Genomic DNA, 22409 nt, shown 5'->3' with positions numbered 1-22409 from the left:
CCCATCCGCATATCTCACACACCACGGAATACAGCCAACGCCCCAGGTCGATCAGGGACTTCGAAAGAGATCACCCTAACGAGCCGAAGTCAGTATGTGCCGTTCGAGGTCGCTCCAGGGGTGCTGTTCGCGCTGTGGAGCGGGCACGGTGAAGAAGTGACGCCTGCGACCCCACGTACGTCAGAGGTCGGGCTCATGGTGCCGGGCGGCGGTGCTGAGGTCGACGCGGTCTACGAGGGGTGGCTCACCAAGGGCGTGACCGTCGTCGAGGAGCCGCACGACGAGGTCTTCGGGCGTACTTTCGTCGTCTCCGACCCCGACGGCAACCTCATCCGTGTCTCCCCGGTGGACTGACCGTCGCGCGAGCAGGTGAGGGGAGCGAGGCGTGCGGGGGTGGGCGAGGCAGGTGGGGGTGGGCGAGGCATGCCGGGTACGGCAGGCCGAGGGGGGAGAAGCCCCACTCCGTGTCAGGAAGTACGCCGGTTCACGCCTGGTGCCCCTCAGTCCACCGACTCCACCGCTCCCACCGCCCGGTCGCTTCGGTTCTTCCACCCCCGGAACAGCATCGAGGCCAGGATCGAGCCGATCACCAACGGCCCCGCGACCCATCGCATCACGACCGACGGCCAACTCCACACCTCACCGGTGAACCGGCCCACCGACTCGATGGCGAGGGACGCCCCCAGCAGTACGAACCCGAGGCCCCACGTGCGGGTGGCCCAGAGGGGCCCCCGAGCCAGCTCCGGGTACTGATGGCGCTGGTGTGTGGCCGAACAACCCAGCCACACGCACCCCAGACCCATGGCCATCATGAACACATCCATGGCCGCCTCGAACAATCCCATCACGGTTCAGAACCTCCGCTCTCCAATAGATGAGCAACTCCGAACACCGCAGTCGGAAAACCCTGTCACCGGCGGGCCTTCGCATACCAGGATGACCGTCCGGCCGGACTCGCTCGCCTGCCGGAACAGGCAGGAAAGACACCCTGCAGTATTCCGAGACCTGGCAACATAAGTGAGTGATCCGGCAACATGACCGAATACGGTACGCGGCAGCGGAACCGGCTCGCGCCATCGGCTCCGGCCCGCAGGGCGGGGCGGCCCCGCTGGACTCGGGGAACCCGGGGCCGGCATGCGGAAAACGGATTCAGCTTTGTGGGGGATCACCTCTACTGTGATGTGGTGACGACTCAGGTGATCGTGTTGAACGGCGGATCCAGTTCGGGCAAATCCGGGATCGCCCGCTGTCTGCAGTCGGTTCTGCCGGATCCGTGGCTCGCCGTCGGGGTCGACACCTTGATCGAGACGATGCCCGCGGCCATGCAGGCATCGGCGTCCGGAATCGACTTCTCCGTCGACGACGGCGTGAGCACTGGACCGGAGTTCCGGGTGCTGGAAGCGGCGTGGATGGAAGGGGTCGCCGCGATGGCTCGTGCGGGTGCCCGGATCGTTGTCGACGACGTCTTCCTCGGCGGGGCGGAGTCCCAGCAGCGGTGGCGGAAGGCTCTCGACGGGTTGGACGTGTTGTGGGTCGGCGTCAGGTGCGAGAGCGCGGTCGCCGCAGGCCGCGAGGTCGCTCGCGGAGACCGGATACCCGGCATGGCTGCGTCACAGGCGGAGGCCGTCCACCAAGACGTGGTCTACGACTTGGAGGTGGACACCACGCACACCGAGTCCCTGGCGTGCGCGCGGACCATTGTCTCCCGATGCGCCTGATCACGGTCGCGGGGGCTCACCCTCGACGGCAAGCAGGTGCTCGCACACGACGCGGCCGTCGTCGTTGATCGCCAGCGCTCCTGTCAAGCGTCCCTGTCGGGCGGCCGAGCCCGCGTCGGGACGGTGCGGCGGGAGGTCCTGAGTCCGTCGAGCCCGGCTGATCCGCCGGTTGCGGCAGATCCGCCGGGTCTTTTGAGCCCTTCGATTGCACCGAGCCCTTCGTGCACCGGGCGCATCATGCCGTCGGCTTGCACCCCTTCCGCATGGGTGCGCGCCCGTCGCGTATCACCGCGGTCGTACGAGTGCCCACGGCCTACGGCCCGCTTCGATCTACGATCGGCTACGGCCTGCGACCCGCTACGGCCTGCGACCCGCTACGGCCTGCGTGCCGTCAGTGAGCGGCGTGCACCGTAGACGAGGGCACCGGCCACGAGTACCGCGGTGCCAGAGGCGACCGAGACCGGCGGCAGGGCGAAGGCCAGGGCCAGACAGCCGACCAGGCCGACGGCGGGGACCAGCAGACGGGGGCGGCCCTCGTCGGGGGTGAGGGTCCAGGCGGAGGCGTTGGCGATGGCGTAGTAGACGAGCACGCCGAAGGAGGAGAACCCGATCGCCCCGCGCACGTCCGCGGTCGCGGCGACCACCGCCACCACGGCGCCGACGAGGAGTTCGGCGCGGTGGGGCACCTTGAAACGGGGGTGGACGGCGGCCAGGACGTGGGGCAGGTGATGGTCCCGGGCCATGGCCAGTGTCGTACGGGAGACCCCGAGGATCAGAGCGAGCAGCGAGCCGAGCGCGGCGACGGCTGCGCCGGCGCGTACGACGGGGACGAGCCAGTCGGCGCCCGCGGCCCGGGCGGCGTCCGACAACGGAGCCGCGGCTCCGGCCAGCCCCGCCGGGCCGAGCACCGTCAGGACGGAGACGGCGACGACGGCGTAGACGATCAGGGTGATGCCGAGCGCGATCGGGATCGCCCGGGGGATGGTGCGGGCGGGGTCGCGGACCTCCTCGCCGAGGGTGGCGATGCGGGCGTAGCCGGCGAACGCGAAGAACAGCAGGCCCGCCGCCTGGAGCACTCCGCCGACGGTGGCGTCGGAGCCGAGATCCAGCCGGGCGGCGTCCGCCGTTCCGGAGGTGAGGGCGGCGACCACCACGGCGGCGAGCACCGACAGGACCACCGCGACGATCGCGCGGGTCAGGAGCGCGGACTTCCGCACCCCCGCGTAGTTCACGGCCGTCAGTGCCACCACGGCGGCCACCGCGACCGCGTGCTCCTGCCCGGGCCATGCGTATGAGCCGACCGTGAGCGCCATCGCCGCGCAGGAGGCGGTCTTGCCGACCACGAAGCCCCACCCCGCCAGGTATCCCCAGAAGTCACCGAGGCGCTCGCGACCGTAGACATATGTGCCGCCGGAGGCCGGGTAGCGGGCGGCCAGCCTGGCGGAGGAGGTCGCGTTGCAGTAGGCGACCACGGCGGCCAGGGCCAGGCCGAGCAGCAGTCCGGAGCCGGCCGCCCGCGCCGCCGGGGCGAGGGCGGCGAAGATCCCCGCACCGATCATCGACCCCAGCCCGATCACCACGGCGTCGGTCACACCGAGCCGCCGCTGCAACTCGTCCGGGACACCGCCGGTCGACGGCTTGCTCATGGGCTCACTCCTCGGCGGTCGGCCGCGCGGATCACGGATTTCGATATCGGCAGACGATAGAGGAGCTTCGGGCGGGTACTCACGGCCGCGTGTGCCGTCGATCGACTGCTTGCGAACGGTTCCCTACCGGCTGTGCCGACAGCTGACAGCCGACAGCAGAGCAACCGGCAGCAGACAGCAAACAGCAGACAGATGGCGACAGGGCGGCCGGCAGCCGACAGCTGAGCAGCCGACAGCGGACACGGGTCAGCCCTTCGCACACCGCAACCGAACGCCTTCTCCACCTCGTCGACCAAACAGGCCGCCTGCCGTCATACGTCAGAGAGGGCGCCGGGCATGCTGTGCGGTGGAGGGCGGGACCACGAAAGGCAGGCATCCGCGGACACGACGACCTCCTCTCAGCGGAGCGGGTCGACCGCATGCAGGGCGGCGGGAGTCCGGCCGGTCGCGATCTGCTCCGCGAGGAGTTTCCCCGTAACAGGGCCCAGAGTGATGCCCCACATGCCGTGGCCACCGGCGACGAAGACGCGTGGACTCGAAGTTCTGCCGATCAAGGGGAGGCCGTCCGAGGTACAGGGACGAGCGCCGACCCACTCGTCCTCGCGGCTGTCCAGGTGCGCGCCCCGCAGAAGGCGCCCCGCCGCATCGCCGAGAGCCCGGATACGCCGTGGGTCCAGTGGGGCTCCGGCATCGCGGAACTCCATCATGCCCGCGATCCGCAGACGATCACCGGCCGGTGTGCACGCCACGCGCTGCGCGGGGAAGTACACCGGTCCTCGGGGAAGCTCGTCCCTCCCGACCGTGAAACTGTAGCCGCGCCCCGCCTGGACGATTCGCTTGATGCCGAACCGGCCGGCGAGCGTGTTGAGGTGCGCGCCCGTGGCCAGCACCACCGCATCGAAGGGCTTCCCGTCGAGGAGGACGCCCTCGGCTCCGTCAGCGACGTGCGACACCGGCGAGTCGGTGCGAACGAGTCCGCCCCGTTCCCGCACGGAGGCGGCGATCGCATCGACGTAGGCCGACGGATTGAGATAGCGCTCGCCAAGGATTTTGATCGCCGCGCCGACCTCATGGGACAGGGCCGGCTCCTGAGCGCGTGCCTCGGCTCCGGTGAGGAGCTCGAAGTCGACAGCCTGCCCGGCCGCGCGGATGTGCTTGATCTCCTCAAGGAGGCCTTGGCGCTCCTCGGCGGTGCGGTAGGCGGCGACGAACGGGTCGGCCGCCACGGTGTTTTCGGCGAGCCCCGCCAGCTCCATCTCCTCGAAGGCCGCCAGTGCCTGATTGTTGAGGGGGATCAGCGCTCTCATCGCTCGACGCCACCGCGCGGCTGTGCTGTTGCGAGCGAACTGCGCAAGGAAGCGCAGCAGCCTGGGGTTTGCGCTCGGCGGCACGTAGACGGGAGAGCTCGGGCTGAGCAGCGCGCGCATGCCGTACTTGAGTACCGCGGGTTCCGGAAGCGGCGTTGCGATGCTCGGAGTCAGCCATCCGGCGTTACCCCAGCTCGCCCCGGCCGCGACATCGCCCCGTTCGAATACGGTCACTTCGACATCGCGCTCCTGCAGGTGCCAAGCGGTGGCAAGCCCCACCATTCCGGCACCGATGACAGCAACGCGTTCAGGAAGCTTGGAGTATGTGTGAGCCATGCCCTCATCGTGGGGCAGCGCCTTCACCGCGCTGATGTCCGGTCAGGACAGCATGCGGCAGTTGATCTGTCGCATACATACACTGGTGAACATGCCAAGTGGCTTGGATCTGTTGCTGTCACTCGGTCAGGGCGTGGCCGAAGTGCTGAACGCCGGGAGACCTGTGGACGTCACCGACGTGCACATCCTCGGCGACGGGGCCGAGCCGGCACCCGGTTCGCTGGTCGTCGGGGTGACCGCGACCGACGCCTCGTCCCACCTGGCAGCCGTCGAGGCGTCAGCCGCTCGGGGGTGTGCGGCACTGGTACTGAGGGGACCGGTCGAGCCTCGGGCTCTCGAACTCGCCTGCCATCAGGAGCTGACGGTGGCGAGTCTCGACCGCCGAATGGAATGGAGCCACTTCACCTGGTTCGTCAGGGGAAGCCTCCACCGGGACGTCGGGGCACCCGGCGACGGCGTGACGGCGCAGCAGGAGTTGTTCGCCCTTGCGGATGCCATTGGCCACATGGTGGACGGACCTGTGACGATCGAGGACGCACAGCACAGGGTGCTTGCCTATTCGGCGTCCACCGGTCGCGCCGACCTGACTCGTACATCGACCATCCTGGGCCGGGCGGTGCCGCCGGACGTGGTGAGACGGTTGCGCGGCACCGGGGTGTTGCGGCGCCTCGCAAGCAGCAGCCGGCCGTTCGTCGTATCCGCAGCCGATCCCGACTTCCTGCAGCGCCTCGTGATCCCCATACGCGTCGGCGGTGAGACGGTGGGCTCGATCTGGGCGATCTGGCAGGGCGAGCTCACGCCCGCGCTGGCGACTCGGCTCGCCCGCTCCAGTGCGGCCGTCGCACTCCACGTGGTTCAGCTCCGGTCCTGGGAAGAGCTGGCCAGCCGCTACTCGGTGGATCGCGTTCGCCATGCCCTGCGCAGCACTGAGCGGCATCCGGACGGCGGGGACTTCGTGCTGCCCACCAGGGCGGTCCGCGTGGTCGGCCTCGAACGACTGTGCAACGCCAGTGCGTACGACGACCTGGCGGTGTGGCGCACCTACTTTCGCCGGCACTCGTGGGCGGACCCCATCCTGGCCGATGTGGATGGCGTCGCTTTCGCGATCACCGGGGATCACGCGGGGCCGGGCGGTTGGGAGTGGCTGCGCGCGCTCGCCGCGCAGGGAGGCCCTGGAACCGTGGCGGCCAGCCGCGCCACCACCGACCTGAGCGTGTTGCCGGCACGCCGGATAGAGGCCGCCGAGGTGCTTGCTGCCGCGAATCGGAGCGGTCAGCGAGCCAGCAGCCATGAACAGCTCTGGGCGGCCGTGGTGTACCGGCGTGCCACCTCGGCCCTGGCCGCCACGGATCACGACGCGATCAATGACCTGCTGGCCCAGGACGACGCCCAGGGGACACAGCTCGCGGTGACCGCCCGAGCGTGGCTGGAGTCATGGGGGGACGTGAACCGCGTCGCCCGGCTCCTCCATATCCATCCCAACACCGTCAGACTCCGCATGCGCAAGGTGAAAGACCTACTCGCAGACATCGATCTGGCGGACCCCGATCAGCGGACCGCAGCCCTTCTGCTGCTTCGCGCAGCGCTTCCAGGGGGATCCGGAGAATCTGCACGGATCGGCCGTATACCGTGAGTGGTGAGTGGTGAGTGGTGAGTGGTGAGTGGTGAGTGGTGAGTGGTGAGTGGTGACCGGTGACCGGCCAGGCCCGTGCCGCGCGCCTGCGCGCAACGGTCTCCACCGGACTCACTCGGCACTCGACCCGGGGACCGCGGCCCATGGATCGGGTGGGATCACCCCGGTGGACCGGCCGCTCTCATCCACCAGGCGGCCATAGATCTTCACCTGACGCAGCACCAGCCTCCGTTCGGTGACGGAGACGCCGGGGAACTTCGTGGCGATCCGGATCAGCACGTCCTCCAGATGCTCGAAGGAGCGCAGGTTGACGATCAGAGCGAGGTTGGTCGGGCTGGCCACGGCCGCACACATGCGGGTTTCCGGCCAGCTCGCCACGCGATGTCCCACAGCCCGCAGATCGGTGTCCGGGACGGTCAGCCACAGCAGCGCCATCGTGTGCCATCCGGCGAGCTCCCGGGCGACGTCGCAGCGGAAGGCGATGTCACCGTTTCGGTGCAGCCGGTCCAGTCGGCGCTGCACCGCCTTCGGCGTGGTGTCGAGTTCCTCGGCGAGGTCGGTGTAGGTGCGCCGTCCATCGCGGCCGAGCGCGAGGAACAACGCCCGGTCGAGCGGGCCGAACGGACGGATCTCCTGCGGCGGCGGACCGATGGCCTCGCGGATCTGCTCGGTCTGGGAACTGTTCATCACACCGAGGCGCCACACCATCCCACCGAAGAGGCTGCCGAACACATGGCTGCGCATCCGGAGCACGTGCGGCGACAGCGGCAAGCCGTTCAACAGCACATTCGTCGTGCCCGCCAACGTCGGCGCGACGATGTTGGCGAACACGTGGTAGTCGCCGCTGGTGATACCGACCGTGCTGACGTAGGGCATTCGCGCCAGTTGCGTCGCGACCGCCATCTCCGTGCCGGGCGCGCAGGTGAACTCGACCATCGCACCGCGACTGCGCGCATCACTGATCGCGATGGTCACCCACGCGGCGCCGCCGTCCACGAGCCGCTGCCATCGACGGGCCAGGGTGATCGGTGAGAGCCCCAGCACATCGCCGAGTTTCGTCCAGCTCGCCCGCGGGCTGATCTGGAGAGCATCCACGAGGGCGAGCTCGATCTCGTCAAGCACTTCGGTCTCACTGTCAGTTCTCATCATTCGGATCCACCGCGGGGTCAGTATCCATCGTTTTCCGGGCCGGACACAGCATCGAGCCCAGGCTGTTGCGTCACAGAACCCCTCAGGTGAGGCACCAGGACGGAAGTGCACGATGGACCACACCACCAGCGTCGATCGCGGTGACGCGCGGGATCTCCGCCAGGACGTGCTGTACCGCAAGATCAGCGGACGACTGCTGCCACTGCTGCTGATCTGCTATGTGTTCGCTGCCCTGGACCGGGTCAACATCGGCTTCGCGAAGCTCCAGATGTCCGAGGACATCGGGATCAGCGAGGCCGTCTACGGTCTCGGCGCCGGCATCTTCTTCCTCGGCTACGTCCTCTTCGAGGTGCCCAGCAACCTGATCCTGGCCAGGATCGGCACCCGCAAGACCATCGTGCGGATCATGCTCCTGTGGGGGCTGACCTCCACCGCGATGGTTTTCGTCCACGACACGACCAGCTTTCTGATTCTGCGCTTCGTGCTCGGCGTGTTCGAGGCCGGTTTCGCGCCGGGCGTCATCCTCTACCTCAGCTTCTGGTACCCGCCCTCGCGACTGGCCGCGCCCACCGCGCTGTTCATGCTCGCCGGACCGATCAGCTCCATGGTTGGCGGGCCGGTCTCCGCCTGGATCATGACCGGGATGGACGGTGCGTGGGGCCTGGCCGGCTGGCACTGGATGTTCATCCTCGAAGGGCTGCCCACGGTACTGCTCGCGCTGGTCGTCTGGCGCGTCCTCGCGGACTCTCCCGCCCAGGCTCCCTGGCTCGGCGCCGAGGAGAAGGCAGTGGTGGCACGGGACATCGCCGCCGGACACAACCCGCACGGGAAGCAGCAGTTCCGCCAAGTGCTGCGGGACCCGCGCGTATACGGCCTCTCGTTGAGCTACTTCTTCCTGATCGGCGGGATGTACGCGATGATCTTCTGGCTGCCGACGATCCTCTCCGACAGCGGTGTCGAGAGCACGATGGCGATCGGCCTGTACTCCGCGTTGCCATACGCCGTCTCGATCATCGTGATGATCGTGTTGAGCAGGCGTTCGGACCGGCTGGGGGAGCGTCGGCTGCACAGCGGGATCCCGGCGGTCATCGCTGCGGTGGCCATGACCGTCGCCGCTTTCACCACGGAACACCTCGCGGTCGCGCTGACCGCGATCGCCGTCTCGACCGCGTGCAGCTGGGGTTCCTACGCGGTGTTCTGGTCGATGCCGTCGGCATACCTGTCCGGGACCGCCGCCGCGGGAGGCATCGCACTGATCAACAGCATCGGCCTGCTCGGCGGGTTCATCAGCCCGACGCTGCTCGGCTACCTCAAGGAGGCCACCGGCTCCAGCCTCGCAGGTCTGCTCGTCCTGGTCGGGATGCTGCTGGCCGCAGGCATCGGCATCGCCGCGAACCGGCTTCCCGCCCGGAACCCCTGACGAAATCCACCGAACGAAAGGACCGACCATGCGCATCCTGGTCGCCGGGTTCCAGCACGAGACCAACACCTTCTCCACGACACCGGCCACCTACGACAGCTTCGTCAACGGTGAGGGATTTCCCGCGCTGCGCCGGGGCGAGGCGCTCCACGAACTGGAGCAGGTCAACATCGCGATGGGCGGCTTTCTCACCGCGATGAGGGCATACGACTGGGACATCGTGCCCGTGATCTGGGCGGCGGCCTGCCCGTCCGGACGAGTCACCCGCGACGCCTACGAGCGCATCACCGGCGAGATCCTCGACGCGGCCCAGGCCGTCCGACCGGACGCGATCTACCTCGACCTGCACGGCGCGATGGCGGCCGAACACCACGATGACGGCGACGGCGAACTGCTCACCCGGCTGCGCGCGATCGTGGGGAGCGACGTGCCGATCGTGGTGAGCCTGGACCTGCACGCCAACGTCACCGAGCGCATGCTGTCCACGGTGGACGCCGCGGTGGGGCTCCGGACGTACCCGCACGTCGATATGGCCGAGACGGGCAGCCGGGCCGCCGCGCTGCTGGTGCGGTTGTGCTCCGGCGAACGGCTTCACCTCCAGTGGAGGCGGATTCCCTTCCTCATCCCGGTCAACAGCGGATGCACCGTAATGGGACCCGCTCGCGACGTCTACCACGGCCTCGGGCGGCTGGGTGGGGACGGCACCTGCCTGTCCTTCGCGGCAGGTTTTCCCGCCACAGATTTCCCCGAATGCGGTCCGGTCGTGTGGGGGTACGGAAACAACGCCGACGCGTTGCAGAGCTCGCTCGGAGCGTTGTACGAGGACATCGTGCGACGGGAGGCCGATTGGCAGGTCAGCCTGCTGCCGCCTGCCACAGCGGTCTCCGAAGCGAGCCGAATGGCCAAGGACGCCACCCGTCCGGTGGTGATCGCCGATACCCAGGACAACCCTGGCGCCGGCGGTGACGCCCGTACGACCGGCATGCTCCGCACACTGGTCGACGCCCGCGTGTCCGCCGTCCTGGCCGCCGTCTGGGATCCCGCGGCAGCGGCGGCAGCACATGCCGCCGGACGGGGCAGAACCCTCGGCATCACGCTCGGCGGCCACCCCGGCATCCCCGGAGCCGAGCCATTCGAGGGGACGTTCGTGGTCGAGCATCTCTCCGACGGCCGGTGCCGCTTCGAAGGCCCGATGATGCACGGCACCGAGATCGACACCGGCCCGAGCGCCTGCTTGCGCATCGACGACGTGCGGGTAGGGGTGACCAGCCGGAAGGTGCAGATCATCGACCGGAGCCAGCTTCAGATGCTCGGCATCCAGCCGGAGCGGGAACGCATCATCGTGGTCAAGAGCTCCGTCCACTTCCGCGCCGACTTCGAGCCCAACGCCGAAGCGGTGCTCGTTGCCGGGGCACCGGGGCCGATTCCCGCGAACCCGGCCGACCTGCCGTGGCGACACCTGCGACCGGGCCTGCGGACGAGCCCGCTCGGCCCGACGGCACCATGACGTTCCACGTTCGCCGCCTCGGCGCTCACTGCCTTGGAACGGTCGGCTCGCGCACGCGGGGATGGTGGGGGAGTCGGCCCTGAGGGGGTGTGAGCGGTGGTCGCTCGCACCCCCTCGGTCGTTCGTAGTCCGGTCGTAGCGGCGCAGGAATGGATCCAAAATCTGGGTTCGGGGCGACACTGGACGGGATTCCATGGGCGTGCCTATGGTTTTGGGATCCAGCGCTGTGGAGATTTCTGCGTATTTCATGTATTGCGGGTGTTCCGTATGAGCTGGATGTTCCACACGTTTCGTGGCCGACGCGACCCATGAGTCCCGCGTGTACCACATGTTCCATGTCTGCCTGAGGAGGAGTGCGATGAGCGGCGGCGGACTGCCCGGCCTGGCCGGTGTCGACCACATCGGGTTCACGGTGCCCGACCTCGACGAGGCCAGGTCGTTCCTGGTCGATGTGATCGGCTGCGAGTACATGTACTCGCTCGGCCCGTTCCGCGATGACGACGGGAACTGGATGGCGGACCACCTCGGCGTCCATCCCCGCGCGATCATGCGGCAGCTGCACTTCTTCCGCTGCGGCGGGCAGGCCGTCTTCGAGGTCTTCGAGTACGCCGCGCCCGAACAGGACACGACGCTGCCGAGGAACAGCGACATCGGCGGCCACCATGTCGCCCTGTACGTCGACGATCTCGACGCCGCCGTCGCCCACCTCCGGAGCCGGGGCGTGCGCGTCCTCGGTGAGCCGACGACCAGCAGCGGACCCAGTGAGGGGCAGCGCTGGGTCTACTTCCTCGCTCCCTGGGGCATGCAGTTCGAACTCGTCTCGTACCCGGGCGGCAAGGCCTTCGACCGGCAGCACGCAGCCGGATAGGTTTCAGCGACCGCAGCGCGACTTCCAGCGACCGCAGCGCGACCGGGTTCGAGGCTGCGGCTCTGGCAAGGGGCAGGCACGCGCCTTCTGCCACTGGACGTCGCGATGCCCTCACTCCGTCGATTCTGCTGACCTCCTCATCGACCTTCACGTACAGTCCGAAGGCAGCAGTTGGCGGACAGTCGCGTGCACGGTGGAAATGGGGTTGGCATCTCGGTGCAGGGAGCGGCCGCACGTTCCGATCCATGGGAAGACGCGCGTCTGGCTTCCTACAGCACGGTCTCCACGTCACTCGCCCTGCGAAGTGATCAGCAACTGGCCAGGCTCGTGGACGCTGCCGTACCGCTCGGCTCCGGCATCGGCGGGAGGTCTGCGCTGCTGGAGGTTGGCGGGAAGCCGGTCTTCGTGAAGCGGGTTCCACTCACGGGTATGGAGCTTCTTCCGGAGCATGTACGGTCCACAGCCAACCTGTTCGGGCTTCCCACCTTCTGCCAGTACGGCGTCGGTGGGCCTGGATTCGGGGCGTGGCGGGAGCTCGCCGTTCAGACCATGACGACGAACTGGGTGCTCGGAGGGCAGTACCAAGGGTTTCCGATGATGTACCACTGGCGCGTGCTGCCAGACACGGCGCCTTCGCTTCCCGAGGAACTCGCGGATGTGGAGCGGGCCGTGGCCTATTGGGGAGGCCGGCCGGAGGTACGCCGTCGTATCGAGGCCCTTCAGCAGTCCCCTGCGAGCCTGGCGCTGTTCCTGGAGTACATCCCTCAGACGCTCCACGAGTGGTTCACCGAGCAGATGGAGGCCGATGAAGAGTCCGCCGACCGGGCTTGTTCCCTGGTGGAGGCGGAGCTGGAGGCCGGCACGTCCTTCATGAACGCTCGCGGGCTCCTCCACTTCGACGCCCATTTTCAGAACATCCTGGCCGACGGCCGACGCCTCTACTTCGCCGACTACGGCCTCGCCCTCTCCTCTCAATTCGACCTCTCACCGTCCGAGACCAGCTTTTTCGCACTGCACAGGACCTACGATCGCTGCTATACGCGCAGCTGGCTGGTGAACTGGCTGATCACGGCTCTGTACGGCTACGCGAGGGATGAACGCCATGCACTCATTCGCGCATGTGCGGAAGGGGAGGACCCGCCGGACGGACCGCAAGAGGCCAGGGCGATCCTCTCCCGCCATGCACCGCTCGCCGCAGTGCTGACGGACTTCTACCTCAAGATCCAGGACGAGAGCAGGGAGACCCCGTACCCGTTGAAGGAGCTCCGCCGGGCCCTCAGTACGGACAGGGCGCTTCGCGGCTGAGCAGGGAGCCACGGGCCCTCGCGGCCGGCGATGTGGTTGGTCCGGTTGCGCTTGAAGAGTTTTCCCAGCGCGTCGTGTCGTCGATGACGCGCGGCACCCGCTCGCCGGTGAGCAGCCCACCCTCGTCGAGCATCACGGACTCCAGCACGGCGGGCGTGGAGACCATGGTGAACACGTCCCGGTCGGCGAGGTCCGTGATGTGGCCGACCACGGTGGCACCCTGCCGCTCCAGCGGCTCGGCCTTGGACCTGGTGGGTTCCGATCGGTATTTCCCCGGCCCGGCCGCAGGCCGGAGCCCGCGGCCGGGCCGGGGATTCCCGTTCCATACGGGTGAGCCGGGCCCTCCACAAGAGCGGACTCGGCTCCCCTGTGGATGCCTTCCCATTCCGTACGGCTGGATCCACCTTCCGTACGGGCGAGTTGACCACCCATACGGCGGCTTGCCCCCTTCCATACGGGACCGGAATCCCGACCCGCACGGAAATCTCAGACGCTCATGGTCTGGTCGCCGACGTGGTGACAGGCGACGAGCCGCGACGGCTCCCGGTCCGGTTCGAGCCGTGGGACGTCCGCCCTGTACACGTCCCTGGCCCACCGGCAGTGGGCACCCGCCGATCCGTAGGTGCTTGCGACCCTTCCGGTGCCCGCTGGGTGAATCGACTGGTGTGCGTTGGATGAATCGAGGGGCGCCGCTCCGGATGGTTACTCTACGTATATGTCAGCGGTACCCACTCTCCGTGCCAAGAACATGGAGAAGATCGAAGCGGCCTACCGTACGGTGCGCCGAGCGAACGTCGCCCGGTACCTGCTCCGCCGCCTCAACGCTCAAGGGCGTGGCACGCGCGTCGAGTTCCACCCCCTCAACCAGTCCCAGGTACCACTTCCGCGCCAGAGGTACCTGGAGTTCCGCACCCTCACCATCCGCCACTAACGGTGCGTAATGCAGTGTGGTGCTCGACGGAAGCGGCGTGTCGACGACCGCCCGCCCTTCGTACCGCCTGACGTGACGGCCTTTCATCCGCTGCTCCGGATACGCGCGTACCCGCGTGGTCACGTCCCCGGTCATCGGTTCACGTCGACCGGCTCACGGTCGATCGGTTCACTCGTTCGGCCCTGGTTGGCGGCGGTGATACCGGGTGTCGTTACACGATCGAGTGATCCATCCTCCTCCAGTGAGCCGATTCCAGGCTGATTGTGCTGTGATCAGTTTCGGAACTTTCGTCCCCTGATGGGAGAAAAATGCGTATTCGAACCGCTATGGCCGCCACCGCTATGGCCGCCGCGGCCGTTCTCGCCGGCGCCGGTGCCGCCGCTGCCGACTCCGGTGCGGGGGGCGCCGCCATCGGCTCCCCCGGCGTCCTCTCCGGCAACGTCCTCCAGATCCCGGTGCACGTGCCGGTCAACCTCTGTGGGAACAGCATCGATGTCATCGGTCTGCTGAACCCGGCGTTCGGCAACGTGTGTGCCAACGCCTGATACAGCGCACGCGTGGCGGTGCTCTGAGCGGCGCGGCGCCTGACGCCCGATGCCAGAGCGCCTGACACAAGGCGCGGGGCCCCGTCCGGGATTTGTCCGGGCGGGGCCCCTGTCTGTGTGGCACCGAAACCGTACGACCCTCCTGCTCGGCCGCCGACGGCGCGCACGGCTTCCTCGGAGAACGCCCGAGCACACCCCACGATGGACCCATGATGTGTGCGCTTGTCCCCAACTACGGGCACTGCACAAAGAGTTGGGACACGCCCGCGCATACGGCACAGCGTTGACCCGAACCGCATGCCCGGCTCCGAGCCATCTGCTTCCAAGCCCCGGGACCCGGCGCAGGCGGTGCGTCGAAGGCGCCGCGCGGGCCGCCGACACGCCGGGCTGCCACGATCGGGTGGTGCTTCGGCCCGACAGTTCGTGTTCGGAGTGTTGTGGCCGGACGGGGGATGGGGGTCGCTACGTTATCTGCCCCGGGTCCTCCGGTTTTGTCCCTGACGCGTACGTCGGGAGGGGCTGGCCTGGTGTTCAGCTGGGGAGCGTATTTGGTTGTGATCAAGGGGCTGCTCGTGTGAGGTCCTTGATCCAGATCATCGAGGCGCGGAGGTGGAGGCCGGCGAGGTAGCTCCCCGGGGTCTTGTCGTAGCGGGTCGCAATGCCTCGCCATGCCTTCATCCTGTTGATCGCCCGCTCGACGGTGTTCCGTTCTTCGAGGCCGCCCCCTTTGACCTGGCCTTCTCCTCGGCGGCAGCCTTCTCCAGAGCGGTGACGATGTCCTCGTCGAGGTGCATCCCGGCCGCGTCGTGGTGGGCACGGGCGGTGGTGGAGTCGATGCTGACCAGGGACAGATCCACCTCACCTTGCTTCGCGGCTTCCGCGATCAGGCCCTCCAGCAGGGCCTCGAAGACCCCGGCGTCACGCCACTGGCGGAAGCGGTTGTGGACGGTCGACCAGGCGCCGAACTCTGCCGGCATCTCCCGCCATTGCCCGCCCGTCTTGAACCGCCAGATCACGCCCTCGAACTGCTGCCGCAGCCGCTCGGGATACGGGCCGTACTCGCCGATCGGCAGGTACGGCTCGATGAACTCCCATTCCGGAACGGTCAGTTGCACTCGCGTCACGTAAGACGGTCTACCGGACCAGACCGTGCCACGAAGGCACATCCCGCAGATTGATCACGACTCGATACGCTCTAGCGGCCCTGGAAGACGCTCTCCCCGGTCGGGCTGGCCATTGCAGAGTGGATCGACTGGCACAACCACCGAAGACTCCACGGGGAGATGGGCCACATCCTGCCCGTCGAACACGAAGCCAACTACTACACCGAACTCACGAAACCCCAGGGCAGCACCACAATCTGAGATCTCTGCCGAACCCGGGGCGGTTCAGTGAGATGTGTCAGTTCTTCAAAGGCCGCTTCCGAGCCCTGAACTACCCCTGCGTGTGCGGGGCCCACGTGGGCGGCTGGCAGCGACGCGAGCACCGCAGCCGAGCCATCCCGCAACGTTCGGTCGACGGTCCACGACGGGAGAGACGGTGAAACCGTAGGCATCCGTGGGCCCGCCTGACCGTTTTGAAGGTGAGCCGCAGGTCCTGTGTTTGGCCCAGGTGACGAGCTGACTGGCACAGGCTGAGCCGACCCGGATGCGCCGCGTCGCGCTCGTCATGAGGGCGAACTGACGACAAGCAGGATGCTGCGGCGAACCGGTTCAGCCAGCATGAAGGATCTTCATCCGCCCAGTTCACCGAGTCCCGGCAGCATGCACACCCCGTTCCGGAACAAAGATCAACCAGCCTCCTCGGACCGCCGGACGCGGTCCGAGGAGGCTGGTTGAAAATACCTACTCAGACACGCTCGACGACGAGGGCTGTGCCCTGGCCGACGCCGACGCACATCGTCGCGAGCCCGCGGTCGTCACTGCTTGCTTCGCGCTCGAGCCGGCCGAGAAGCGTGATGACGATGCGTGCACCAGAGGACCCGAGCGGATGCCCGAGCGCGATTGCGCCGCCGTCGCGGTTGGTGGTCTCCTCATCGAGTCCGAGTTCCCGGATACACGCGAGGGCCTGAGAGGCGAACGCCTCGTTGAGCTCGACGGCGGCGATCTGTGCGATGTCGAGTCCCTGACGTTCGAACACCTTACGTGTGGCCGGCACGGGACCGATACCCATCGTCTCCGGGGCGACACCAGCCGAAGCACCGTCGACGATGCGGGCGCGTGGCGTGAGGCCGTGGCGCTCGATCGCGTTCTCGGACGCGACGATGATCGCCGAGGCACCGTCGTTGAGCGTGGAGGCGTTGCCCGCGGTGACCACGCTGCCGCCGCGTACGACGGGCCGCAGCCCCGCCAGTACCTCGACCGACGTGGGCCGGGGTCCCTCGTCCGTGTCGACGACGACGGCGGGGCCTTTGCGCTGCGGCACTTCGACGGGCACGATCTCGTCCTTGAAGTGCCCCGCGGCGCTGGCTGCGATCGCGCGCTCGTGGGATCGTGCGGCGAAGGCGTCGCAGTCCTCGCGCGAGGTGCCGTAGACAGCGGCGACCTTCTCAGCCGTCTCCGGCATGGAGAAGACGGTCTTGCCGTCGCGGGAGAGCTCTCCGCTGAGGAAGCGGGGATTGGTGAACCGCCAGCCGATCGACGTGTCGAAGGCGGAGCCCGGCGATGCGAACGCCGTGGCGGGCTTCTCCATGACCCACGGGGCGCGCGACATCGATTCGACGCCACCCGCTACGACGATGTCCGCCGCGCCTGCCTTGATCATGTGACTCGCCATGACGATGGCGCTCATGCCCGATGCGCACAGCCGGTTGACGGTGATCCCGGGCACCGAGTCGGGGTATTCGGCGAGCAGCCACGCCATGCGAGCCACGTTGCGGTTCTCCTCGCCGGCCCCGTTGGCACTGCCGAAGACGACCTCGTCGACCAGGGCCGGGTCGATCCCTGCTCGCTCGACCGCCGCCCGTATCGTGATGGCGGCGAGGTCGTCCGGCCGGACTGCGCTGAGTGCGCCACCGTATCGGCCCACCGGGGTACGCGCCCCTCCGACCAGGAATGCCTCTGTCATTCGTCTCACCTTCGTGTTGAGTTCAGTCGCAGCGCAGGATGATCTTGCCGTTGCCTGCCGGGTCGGAGAGCGCCTCCTGGGCGGATCCCGCATCATCGAGGCTGAAACTGTTCTCGATCACCGGCAGCGCTTCGGGGTGGTCACGGAGCAGCGCTACCGCGGCGGCGAGGTCGGCGGCGTCCCCCATCCAGGAGCCGGCCACAGTCAGTTGCTTGCCGAACACCGGCCGGAGGTCCATCTCGACCGAGTGGCCTGTGGTGACACCGCAGAATGCGAGGTGACCGCGGACGGCGAGCATCCTGAGGCTCGCGTTCCAGGTGGCCGCTCCGACGTGGTCGAGGACCATGTCGACGCCGCGACCGTCCGTCGTGGCCCGTACACGGCGGACGACATCGTCTTCCCTGACCACGATGTCACCGTCGAAACCCGTCGCGGAGAGCCACGACGCCTTCTCGTCGCTGCCGACGAGGGCGACGACGTGAGCGCCGATGGCGCGGGCGATCCGCACAGCCGCGTTGCCGAGGCCGCCGGTCGCTCCCCACACGGCGACGACGTCGTCGGCCTTGAGCCCGCCTTTGGCGACGAGCGCGTTCCATGCGGTGATGTACGAGACGGGCACTGCGGCCCATTCCCGGGGAGCGTCGTGCGGCAGCGGAACGACCGAGCCGGCCGGGACGACGACGGATTGCGCGTACCCGCCGTCGTACTGGTAACCGAGGATCCGGAATGCGCGGCACGCCGACGGGTGCCCAGCGGCACAGTGATGGCACTTGTCGCACGCCCGTCCCGGGTAGACGACCACGCGCGTGCCGAGCAGGTCGGACGGAACACCGTCGCCGGTTTCGACGACGGTGCCGAACACGTCGCTGCCCGGCACACGTGGCAGCGTGATGGCGTCGCCTGTGCCGCCCTGCCGGAGCCACAAGTCGAGGTGGTTCAGCCCGGCAGCGATGACGCGCACGCGTACCTCGCCGGCACCCACCGCAGGCTCGTCTCGTTCGCGCAGGACGAGTGGGGCGTCGTGTTCTTCCTGGACCTGGACCTTCATCGCGACTCCCGACGGTCCTCGAAACGCTTGAGCTTGGCACGATGACCGTGCCCCGTGAGCTCGCGCAGGGCATCGCGCCCCACGAGCTCGACCTCGATGGCAACGCCGATCTTCTGCTTGAGGAGCGTCTCGAGCTCGGCACGCAGGGTCGCTGAGTCGCCTGTGCCGTCCGCGCCCTCCACCATGACGGTCATCTCGTCGCGCGCCGGCTTCCCCCGGGGAGTCACCCGCTCGACATAGCAGAAGTACTCGCCGGTGATGCCCGGATGGCCGGCGATGATCTTGCCGCAGGCTTCCGGCCACACATTGACACCGCGGAGCTTCACCATCGTGTCGCTGCGGCCCCGGAAGTAGTCGAGTTTCCGGTGCCAACTGCCGCACGCACATTGAGCGAGCTCGTAGCTCGCCGAAATGTCCTGGATGTTGTAGCGGAGCTGGGATGTGCCTGTCTTGTAAAGCGCGGTGACAACGAGATTTCCCCGGTGCCCGGGGGGAAGCGGCTCGCCGGTTTCGAAGTCTACGACTTCGACGATGAAGGCGTCCTCGAAGATGTGCAAGCCGTCCTTCGCCTCGCATTCGGCTGCCACGTACTGCACCTCGTGAAAGGCGTACGAATCGTAGGCAGGTACACCGAATGCTTCCTCGACGGCTCTTGTGTCACCGAACGAAAGAATTGTCTTGAGATTGAGATCCGTCTTCGGATCGATTCCCATTCCCCGGGCGGTTTCCGCGATGTGGAGGAGATAGTCGGACGTCGCGGTGATCGACGCCGCGCCGTAGAGCTGGGCGAACTCGACCTGCTTCTCGGTCGGTGTCACGTTTCCCGTGCTCGTGGTGATCGGGATGGCGCCGAGCCAGTGCCAGAGTGCGTGATCCATGATCCACGCCGCATTGTGAGTCGAATAGGCCCATGCGTTGACGACCACGTCGCCGGGACGGATGCCCTGCATGTAGAACGTCCGGGCCGAGAGGATCGCCCCGACCTCGCGGTCCCATTGCGTGTAGACCGTCGGTCGTGGCGTACCGGTCGTGCCACCGCTCGTGTAGATGCGCAGCGGTGTATGCCGCGCGTCCTCGAAGCCGACCCCCTGGTAGTCGCCGAGCGGCGGTGCGTGCTCGATGCTGTCGCGGATGTCGTCGATCGTGTACGACGGCATCCGGGACAAGTCGTCCAGGGACCGGACCTGCGAGGGATCGAAGCTGTGCTTCGCCCACAGGCGTTGGTAGAACGGGACCTTGGCCGCCCGGTCCATCGCGCTGCGGAGCCGCCGAAGTTGCTCGTCGGCTATGTGGTCGGGCGACCACAGCCGTGATCCGGACATGAACTCGTACGGCGGCTGGTACTCGGAGGTGAGCCGATCCCAGTCCATCGTCTCGTGGTAGTAGGGCGGGCGGGTCGGTTCGCGCATGTGTGTCACCTTCGTTGTCGGGAGCCGTTACCGGATCGCGACTTAGCGGATGGGGAGGAAGTTGAGGGCGAGGATCCATATGATGCCGACCACGATCAGGATGGGGAGGCAGTACCCCATGAAGTCGCGCACCTTGAGCTTCGTTCCTGCGGCGAGTATGGGGAAGTACAGGAGTGCCCAGAACGGCTGGACGAGGTTGGTCCAGATGTCCCCGTAGGTGATGGCCATGATGGTCAGTGTGTTGTCGACACCCAACGACTCACCGGCAGGAAGGAAGAACGGAGCCGTCGCTGTGAACTGCGAGCCGGCCGAGGGCACGAACAGATTGAGTAGACCCGTGATCAGGAATGTGATCGTGAGGAACGTTCCTGGCGTCGAGATGCTCACGAGTCCGTTGGCCAGCACGCCTGCGAGACCGGTCACGGCGAAGATGGACGCGATGCCGCCGTAGATGGGGAACTGAAGCATGATCGAACCGGTCGAGACGAGATTGCGTGCGAATGACGCGGCGTATTCGACGGCGTTCTTCTGCATGAGGAAGCCGATGACGAGCGCGATGAACGCCACCGTGTTGAGGTCGAGCCCGGCGAGCCCCTTCTGCCAGAAGTAGTAGAGAAGGTAGCCGAGGCCGAGAAGCCCGATGACGAGGAGCGGAAGGCGGTTGCCGTTGACCTTCTCCGCGAAGGTCCGCTCACCGTTCGAGTTCTCAGTGGCCTCATTGCCCGCCTCGGCGGTCGCGGTGTTGCTCCCGACCGCGAGGTCGGCGAATGAGACCACCTCGGTCTTGCTGCGGGCGACGAAGTAGAAAGCGACGGTCGTGGCGATCACGATCGTCGCGGCGGAGACCAGGTTCATGACCGAGAACGTGGTGTCCTTGAGTCCGATCAGACCACCGATCGTCTCCGTCAGCGGGCCCTCGGACGCCACGAAGAGCGGAATGGTGCCTGAGAGGCCGGTGAGCGAAATGACGAAGGACGAGTATGCGATGGCAGAGATGAGGCGGTAGTCGACGTCCTTCATCTCCTTGGCGACGGCGCGCGCGAAGATCGCGGTGACCACCGGGCCGATGTACCAGCCCACGAACGAGGTCAGTGCACCGAGGACACCCGTCGCCACGTAGGCGGCCTGGGGGGTCCGCACTTTGCGAGCGAGCCATGTGATGCCTTGCTGCACCTTGGGCGTGTCGACGAGTACTAGCGCCGCCGCGTACGTGAACGCGAGCTGGAACGCGAAGGTGAAGAGCATTGGGAAGCCCTCGAACCACGCGTCCATCACCCCGCCCGGACCGGCGTCGGTGAAGACGAGCGCGAGGCCCATCGCGATCACGGTGAGGATGAGAGCGAAGAGCAGCGCATCGGGAAAATACTTCGAATACCAGTCCGCTACGCGTTCGGAGGCGGACATACGAGTGGACGGCTGTGTTGTCTGCGACATGGGGACTCCAACGATTCGGCGAGTCGGCGCGCGCAACGCATCATCCGACCGGGGAGAGTTTCGGCCACGCTACGAGGTGGTGAATTGGCAGCTCAAGACACGGGAGTGGAAGCCCATTCCGTCTGCCGGAAGGACAGGTTTCGGCGTGGTCGCAACGGCATGCCGAGGCTGCGCCGTGTCGATCTGGCGTCGATCGTCGTCCGGAAGCCGGAAGCCGGAAGCCGGAAGCCGGAAGCCGGAAGCTCGATCGTCCGGTCACGGCACTCGACCGGCGCCGCCTCCTGCCCGGCTGTCCCTCCACCTGGGCGTCTGGACAGGAAGGGCTGTGAGATAGCCTTCAGAAATGGTTGGCCAACCGATCACAGCGCTCGCTCGGGGACTGAAGGTCCTCGAGGTGTTGTCGCGTGCGAACGGTGCCATGGGCAACGGCCAACTGGCTCGAGCCACCGGGCTGCCGCCATCGACGGTGTCCCGGCTGACTGACAGCCTTGTGCAACTCGGCTACCTCCGGCAGAGCCAGGAGTCCGGCGCGTACGTGCTCACGCCCAAGAACTTGCGCCTCGGCTATCCCGTGCTTGCGAATCTACCCATCGCGGGCCGCGCCCAGAAAGCCATCGATGCGCTCGCGGACGAGACGGGAATGACAACGGCGCTCGCCGTCCGCGACGATCTTCACGTGGCGTTTCTCGTCGTGAGCCGACCGCGTCGGGCGCGCGCCGTCCCGCTCTCCGTGGGCGGGCGACTCCCCATCTCCGTCTCGGCCGCCGGGATCGCCTTCCTCCGGTCGATGACGGAGCCGATGAAGGGCCGGGCGACGACGGCCGTCCGCAAGGACCTGACGCAGCGCGGACAGCCGGTCGAGGACTTCGACCGGCGGTTGACGGAGCCTGAATCCAGGGCGTATGTGAGCCTGAGGAGCTGGCACTCCGACGTCGGAGGCGTCGCCACTGCGTTTCACGCCGGCGGCGAGCTCTACGCCTTGAGCCTTGTTGCGTACACGGAGGAACTCCAGCGCACGGACATCGACGGCTCTCTTGTCCCCCTGCTCCTTGAGACGACGGACGAGCTCGCCGACTGATCGGAGAGC

General features: G+C 67.5%; 19 protein-coding genes and 2 pseudogenes. 10 read left to right on the top strand and 11 right to left on the bottom strand.

Translation table 11 applies throughout. The annotated features are described in order from the left end of the window. The first annotated feature begins 156 nt into the window (after nt 1-156). Nucleotides 157-354: a VOC family protein gene (locus ACIHCL_RS18050; protein ID WP_399862776.1), complete on the top strand. Its 198-nt coding sequence runs from the start codon at nt 157-159 to the stop codon at nt 352-354. Between the two features lie 146 nt (nt 355-500). Here ACIHCL_RS18050 and ACIHCL_RS18045 read toward each other — a convergent pair whose 3' ends face one another. After that, nucleotides 501-845, bottom strand: a complete 345-nt coding sequence (locus tag ACIHCL_RS18045; RefSeq protein ID WP_399862774.1) for a hypothetical protein — start codon at nt 843-845, stop codon at nt 501-503. Nucleotides 846-1184: 339 nt separating this feature from the next. On the opposite strand from ACIHCL_RS18045, the gene cpt reads away from it, so the two are divergent. After that, on the top strand, nt 1185-1718 hold the full coding sequence (gene cpt / locus ACIHCL_RS18040) for a chloramphenicol phosphotransferase CPT (protein ID WP_399862772.1): 534 nt from the start codon (nt 1185-1187) through the stop codon (nt 1716-1718). Nucleotides 1719-2092: 374 nt separating this feature from the next. On the opposite strand, the gene ACIHCL_RS18035 is transcribed toward cpt, so the two are convergent. Both ACIHCL_RS18035 and ACIHCL_RS18030 read right to left on the bottom strand, forming a co-directional pair. Beyond that, a complete protein-coding gene (locus ACIHCL_RS18035) occupies nt 2093-3364 on the bottom strand; it encodes an APC family permease (protein WP_399862770.1) in 1272 nt (423 codons plus the stop codon). 398 nt (nt 3365-3762) lie between these two features. Further along, nucleotides 3763-5034, bottom strand: a complete 1272-nt coding sequence (locus tag ACIHCL_RS18030) for an NAD(P)/FAD-dependent oxidoreductase (protein WP_399862768.1) — start codon at nt 5032-5034, stop codon at nt 3763-3765. 7 nt (nt 5035-5041) lie between these two features. Between ACIHCL_RS18030 and ACIHCL_RS18025 the strand changes: the two genes are divergently transcribed. Beyond that, a complete protein-coding gene (locus ACIHCL_RS18025) occupies nt 5042-6640 on the top strand; it encodes a PucR family transcriptional regulator (protein WP_399862766.1) in 1599 nt (532 codons plus the stop codon). Between the two features lie 111 nt (nt 6641-6751). Here the strand turns inward: ACIHCL_RS18025 and ACIHCL_RS18020 are convergent, their stop codons facing one another. Continuing rightward, nucleotides 6752-7786 carry an Lrp/AsnC family transcriptional regulator gene (locus ACIHCL_RS18020; RefSeq protein ID WP_399862764.1) on the bottom strand — a complete coding sequence of 345 codons (1035 nt, stop codon included), beginning with the start codon at nt 7784-7786 and terminating at the stop codon, nt 6752-6754. 115 nt (nt 7787-7901) lie between these two features. Between ACIHCL_RS18020 and ACIHCL_RS18015 the strand changes: the two genes are divergently transcribed. The 3 genes from ACIHCL_RS18015 to ACIHCL_RS18005 all read left to right on the top strand — a co-directional run bounded on the left by ACIHCL_RS18015 (nt 7902) and on the right by ACIHCL_RS18005 (nt 11584). Further along, nucleotides 7902-9209 (top strand): MFS transporter, encoded by a 1308-nt coding sequence (locus ACIHCL_RS18015; RefSeq protein WP_399862762.1) that lies wholly within the window; start codon nt 7902-7904, stop codon nt 9207-9209. Between the two features lie 28 nt (nt 9210-9237). Then, entirely contained in the window at nt 9238-10716 is a 1479-nt protein-coding gene (locus tag ACIHCL_RS18010; RefSeq protein WP_399862760.1) for a M81 family metallopeptidase, read from the top strand. A gap of 358 nt (nt 10717-11074) precedes the next feature. Continuing rightward, complete coding sequence (locus tag ACIHCL_RS18005; RefSeq protein ID WP_399862758.1) at nt 11075-11584, top strand: VOC family protein; 510 nt, start codon at nt 11075-11077, stop codon at nt 11582-11584. A gap of 288 nt (nt 11585-11872) precedes the next feature. On the opposite strand, the gene ACIHCL_RS18000 is transcribed toward ACIHCL_RS18005, so the two are convergent. Then, the gene (locus ACIHCL_RS18000; RefSeq protein ID WP_399862792.1) at nt 11873-12034 is read right to left on the bottom strand and encodes a hypothetical protein; all 162 of its coding nucleotides are present in this window, start codon (nt 12032-12034) and stop codon (nt 11873-11875) included. On the opposite strand from ACIHCL_RS18000, the gene ACIHCL_RS17995 reads away from it, so the two are divergent. Further along, the gene (locus ACIHCL_RS17995) at nt 11960-12889 is read left to right on the top strand and encodes a protein kinase family protein (protein ID WP_399862790.1); all 930 of its coding nucleotides are present in this window, start codon (nt 11960-11962) and stop codon (nt 12887-12889) included. The genes ACIHCL_RS18000 and ACIHCL_RS17995 overlap by 75 nt on opposite strands. On the opposite strand, the gene ACIHCL_RS17990 is transcribed toward ACIHCL_RS17995, so the two are convergent. Then, entirely contained in the window at nt 12861-13100 is a 240-nt protein-coding gene (locus ACIHCL_RS17990; RefSeq protein WP_399862756.1) for a hypothetical protein, read from the bottom strand. The two genes, ACIHCL_RS17995 and ACIHCL_RS17990, sit on opposite strands and share 29 nt — an antisense overlap. Nucleotides 13101-13634: 534 nt before the next feature. Here ACIHCL_RS17990 and ACIHCL_RS17985 point away from each other — a divergent pair. Together ACIHCL_RS17985 and ACIHCL_RS17980 are read left to right on the top strand one after the other, a co-directional pair. Next, nucleotides 13635-13817: pseudogene (locus ACIHCL_RS17985) on the top strand (transcriptional regulator); the annotation flags it as partial. Nucleotides 13818-14146: 329 nt separating this feature from the next. Beyond that, the gene (locus tag ACIHCL_RS17980) at nt 14147-14365 is read left to right on the top strand and encodes a chaplin (protein ID WP_399862754.1); all 219 of its coding nucleotides are present in this window, start codon (nt 14147-14149) and stop codon (nt 14363-14365) included. A 558-nt stretch (nt 14366-14923) separates the two neighbouring features. Here ACIHCL_RS17980 and ACIHCL_RS17975 read toward each other — a convergent pair. The 5 genes and pseudogenes from ACIHCL_RS17975 to ACIHCL_RS17955 form a co-directional block, all read right to left on the bottom strand. Continuing rightward, a pseudogene (locus ACIHCL_RS17975) lies at nt 14924-15489 on the bottom strand (transposase). A gap of 724 nt (nt 15490-16213) precedes the next feature. After that, a complete protein-coding gene (locus tag ACIHCL_RS17970) occupies nt 16214-17431 on the bottom strand; it encodes an acetyl-CoA C-acyltransferase (RefSeq protein ID WP_399862752.1) in 1218 nt (405 codons plus the stop codon). A 22-nt stretch (nt 17432-17453) separates the two neighbouring features. Next, nucleotides 17454-18479: a zinc-binding dehydrogenase gene (locus ACIHCL_RS17965; RefSeq protein ID WP_399862750.1), complete on the bottom strand. Its 1026-nt coding sequence runs from the start codon at nt 18477-18479 to the stop codon at nt 17454-17456. Beyond that, on the bottom strand, nt 18476-19888 hold the full coding sequence (locus ACIHCL_RS17960; protein ID WP_399862748.1) for a phenylacetate--CoA ligase family protein: 1413 nt from the start codon (nt 19886-19888) through the stop codon (nt 18476-18478). The genes ACIHCL_RS17965 and ACIHCL_RS17960 overlap by 4 nt, the downstream gene beginning before the upstream one ends. Before the next feature lie 42 nt (nt 19889-19930). Beyond that, complete coding sequence (locus tag ACIHCL_RS17955; protein WP_399862746.1) at nt 19931-21322, bottom strand: TIGR00366 family protein; 1392 nt, start codon at nt 21320-21322, stop codon at nt 19931-19933. A 343-nt stretch (nt 21323-21665) separates the two neighbouring features. On the opposite strand from ACIHCL_RS17955, the gene ACIHCL_RS17950 reads away from it, so the two are divergent. Beyond that, on the top strand, nt 21666-22400 hold the full coding sequence (locus ACIHCL_RS17950; protein WP_399862743.1) for an IclR family transcriptional regulator: 735 nt from the start codon (nt 21666-21668) through the stop codon (nt 22398-22400). The last annotated feature ends 9 nt before the right edge of the window (nt 22401-22409 follow it).

The sequence above is a fragment of the Streptomyces sp. NPDC052042 genome, assembly GCF_044548345.1.
Classification (GTDB): domain Bacteria; phylum Actinomycetota; class Actinomycetes; order Streptomycetales; family Streptomycetaceae; genus Streptomyces.
This window is presented reverse-complemented; position numbering and strand designations above follow the sequence as displayed.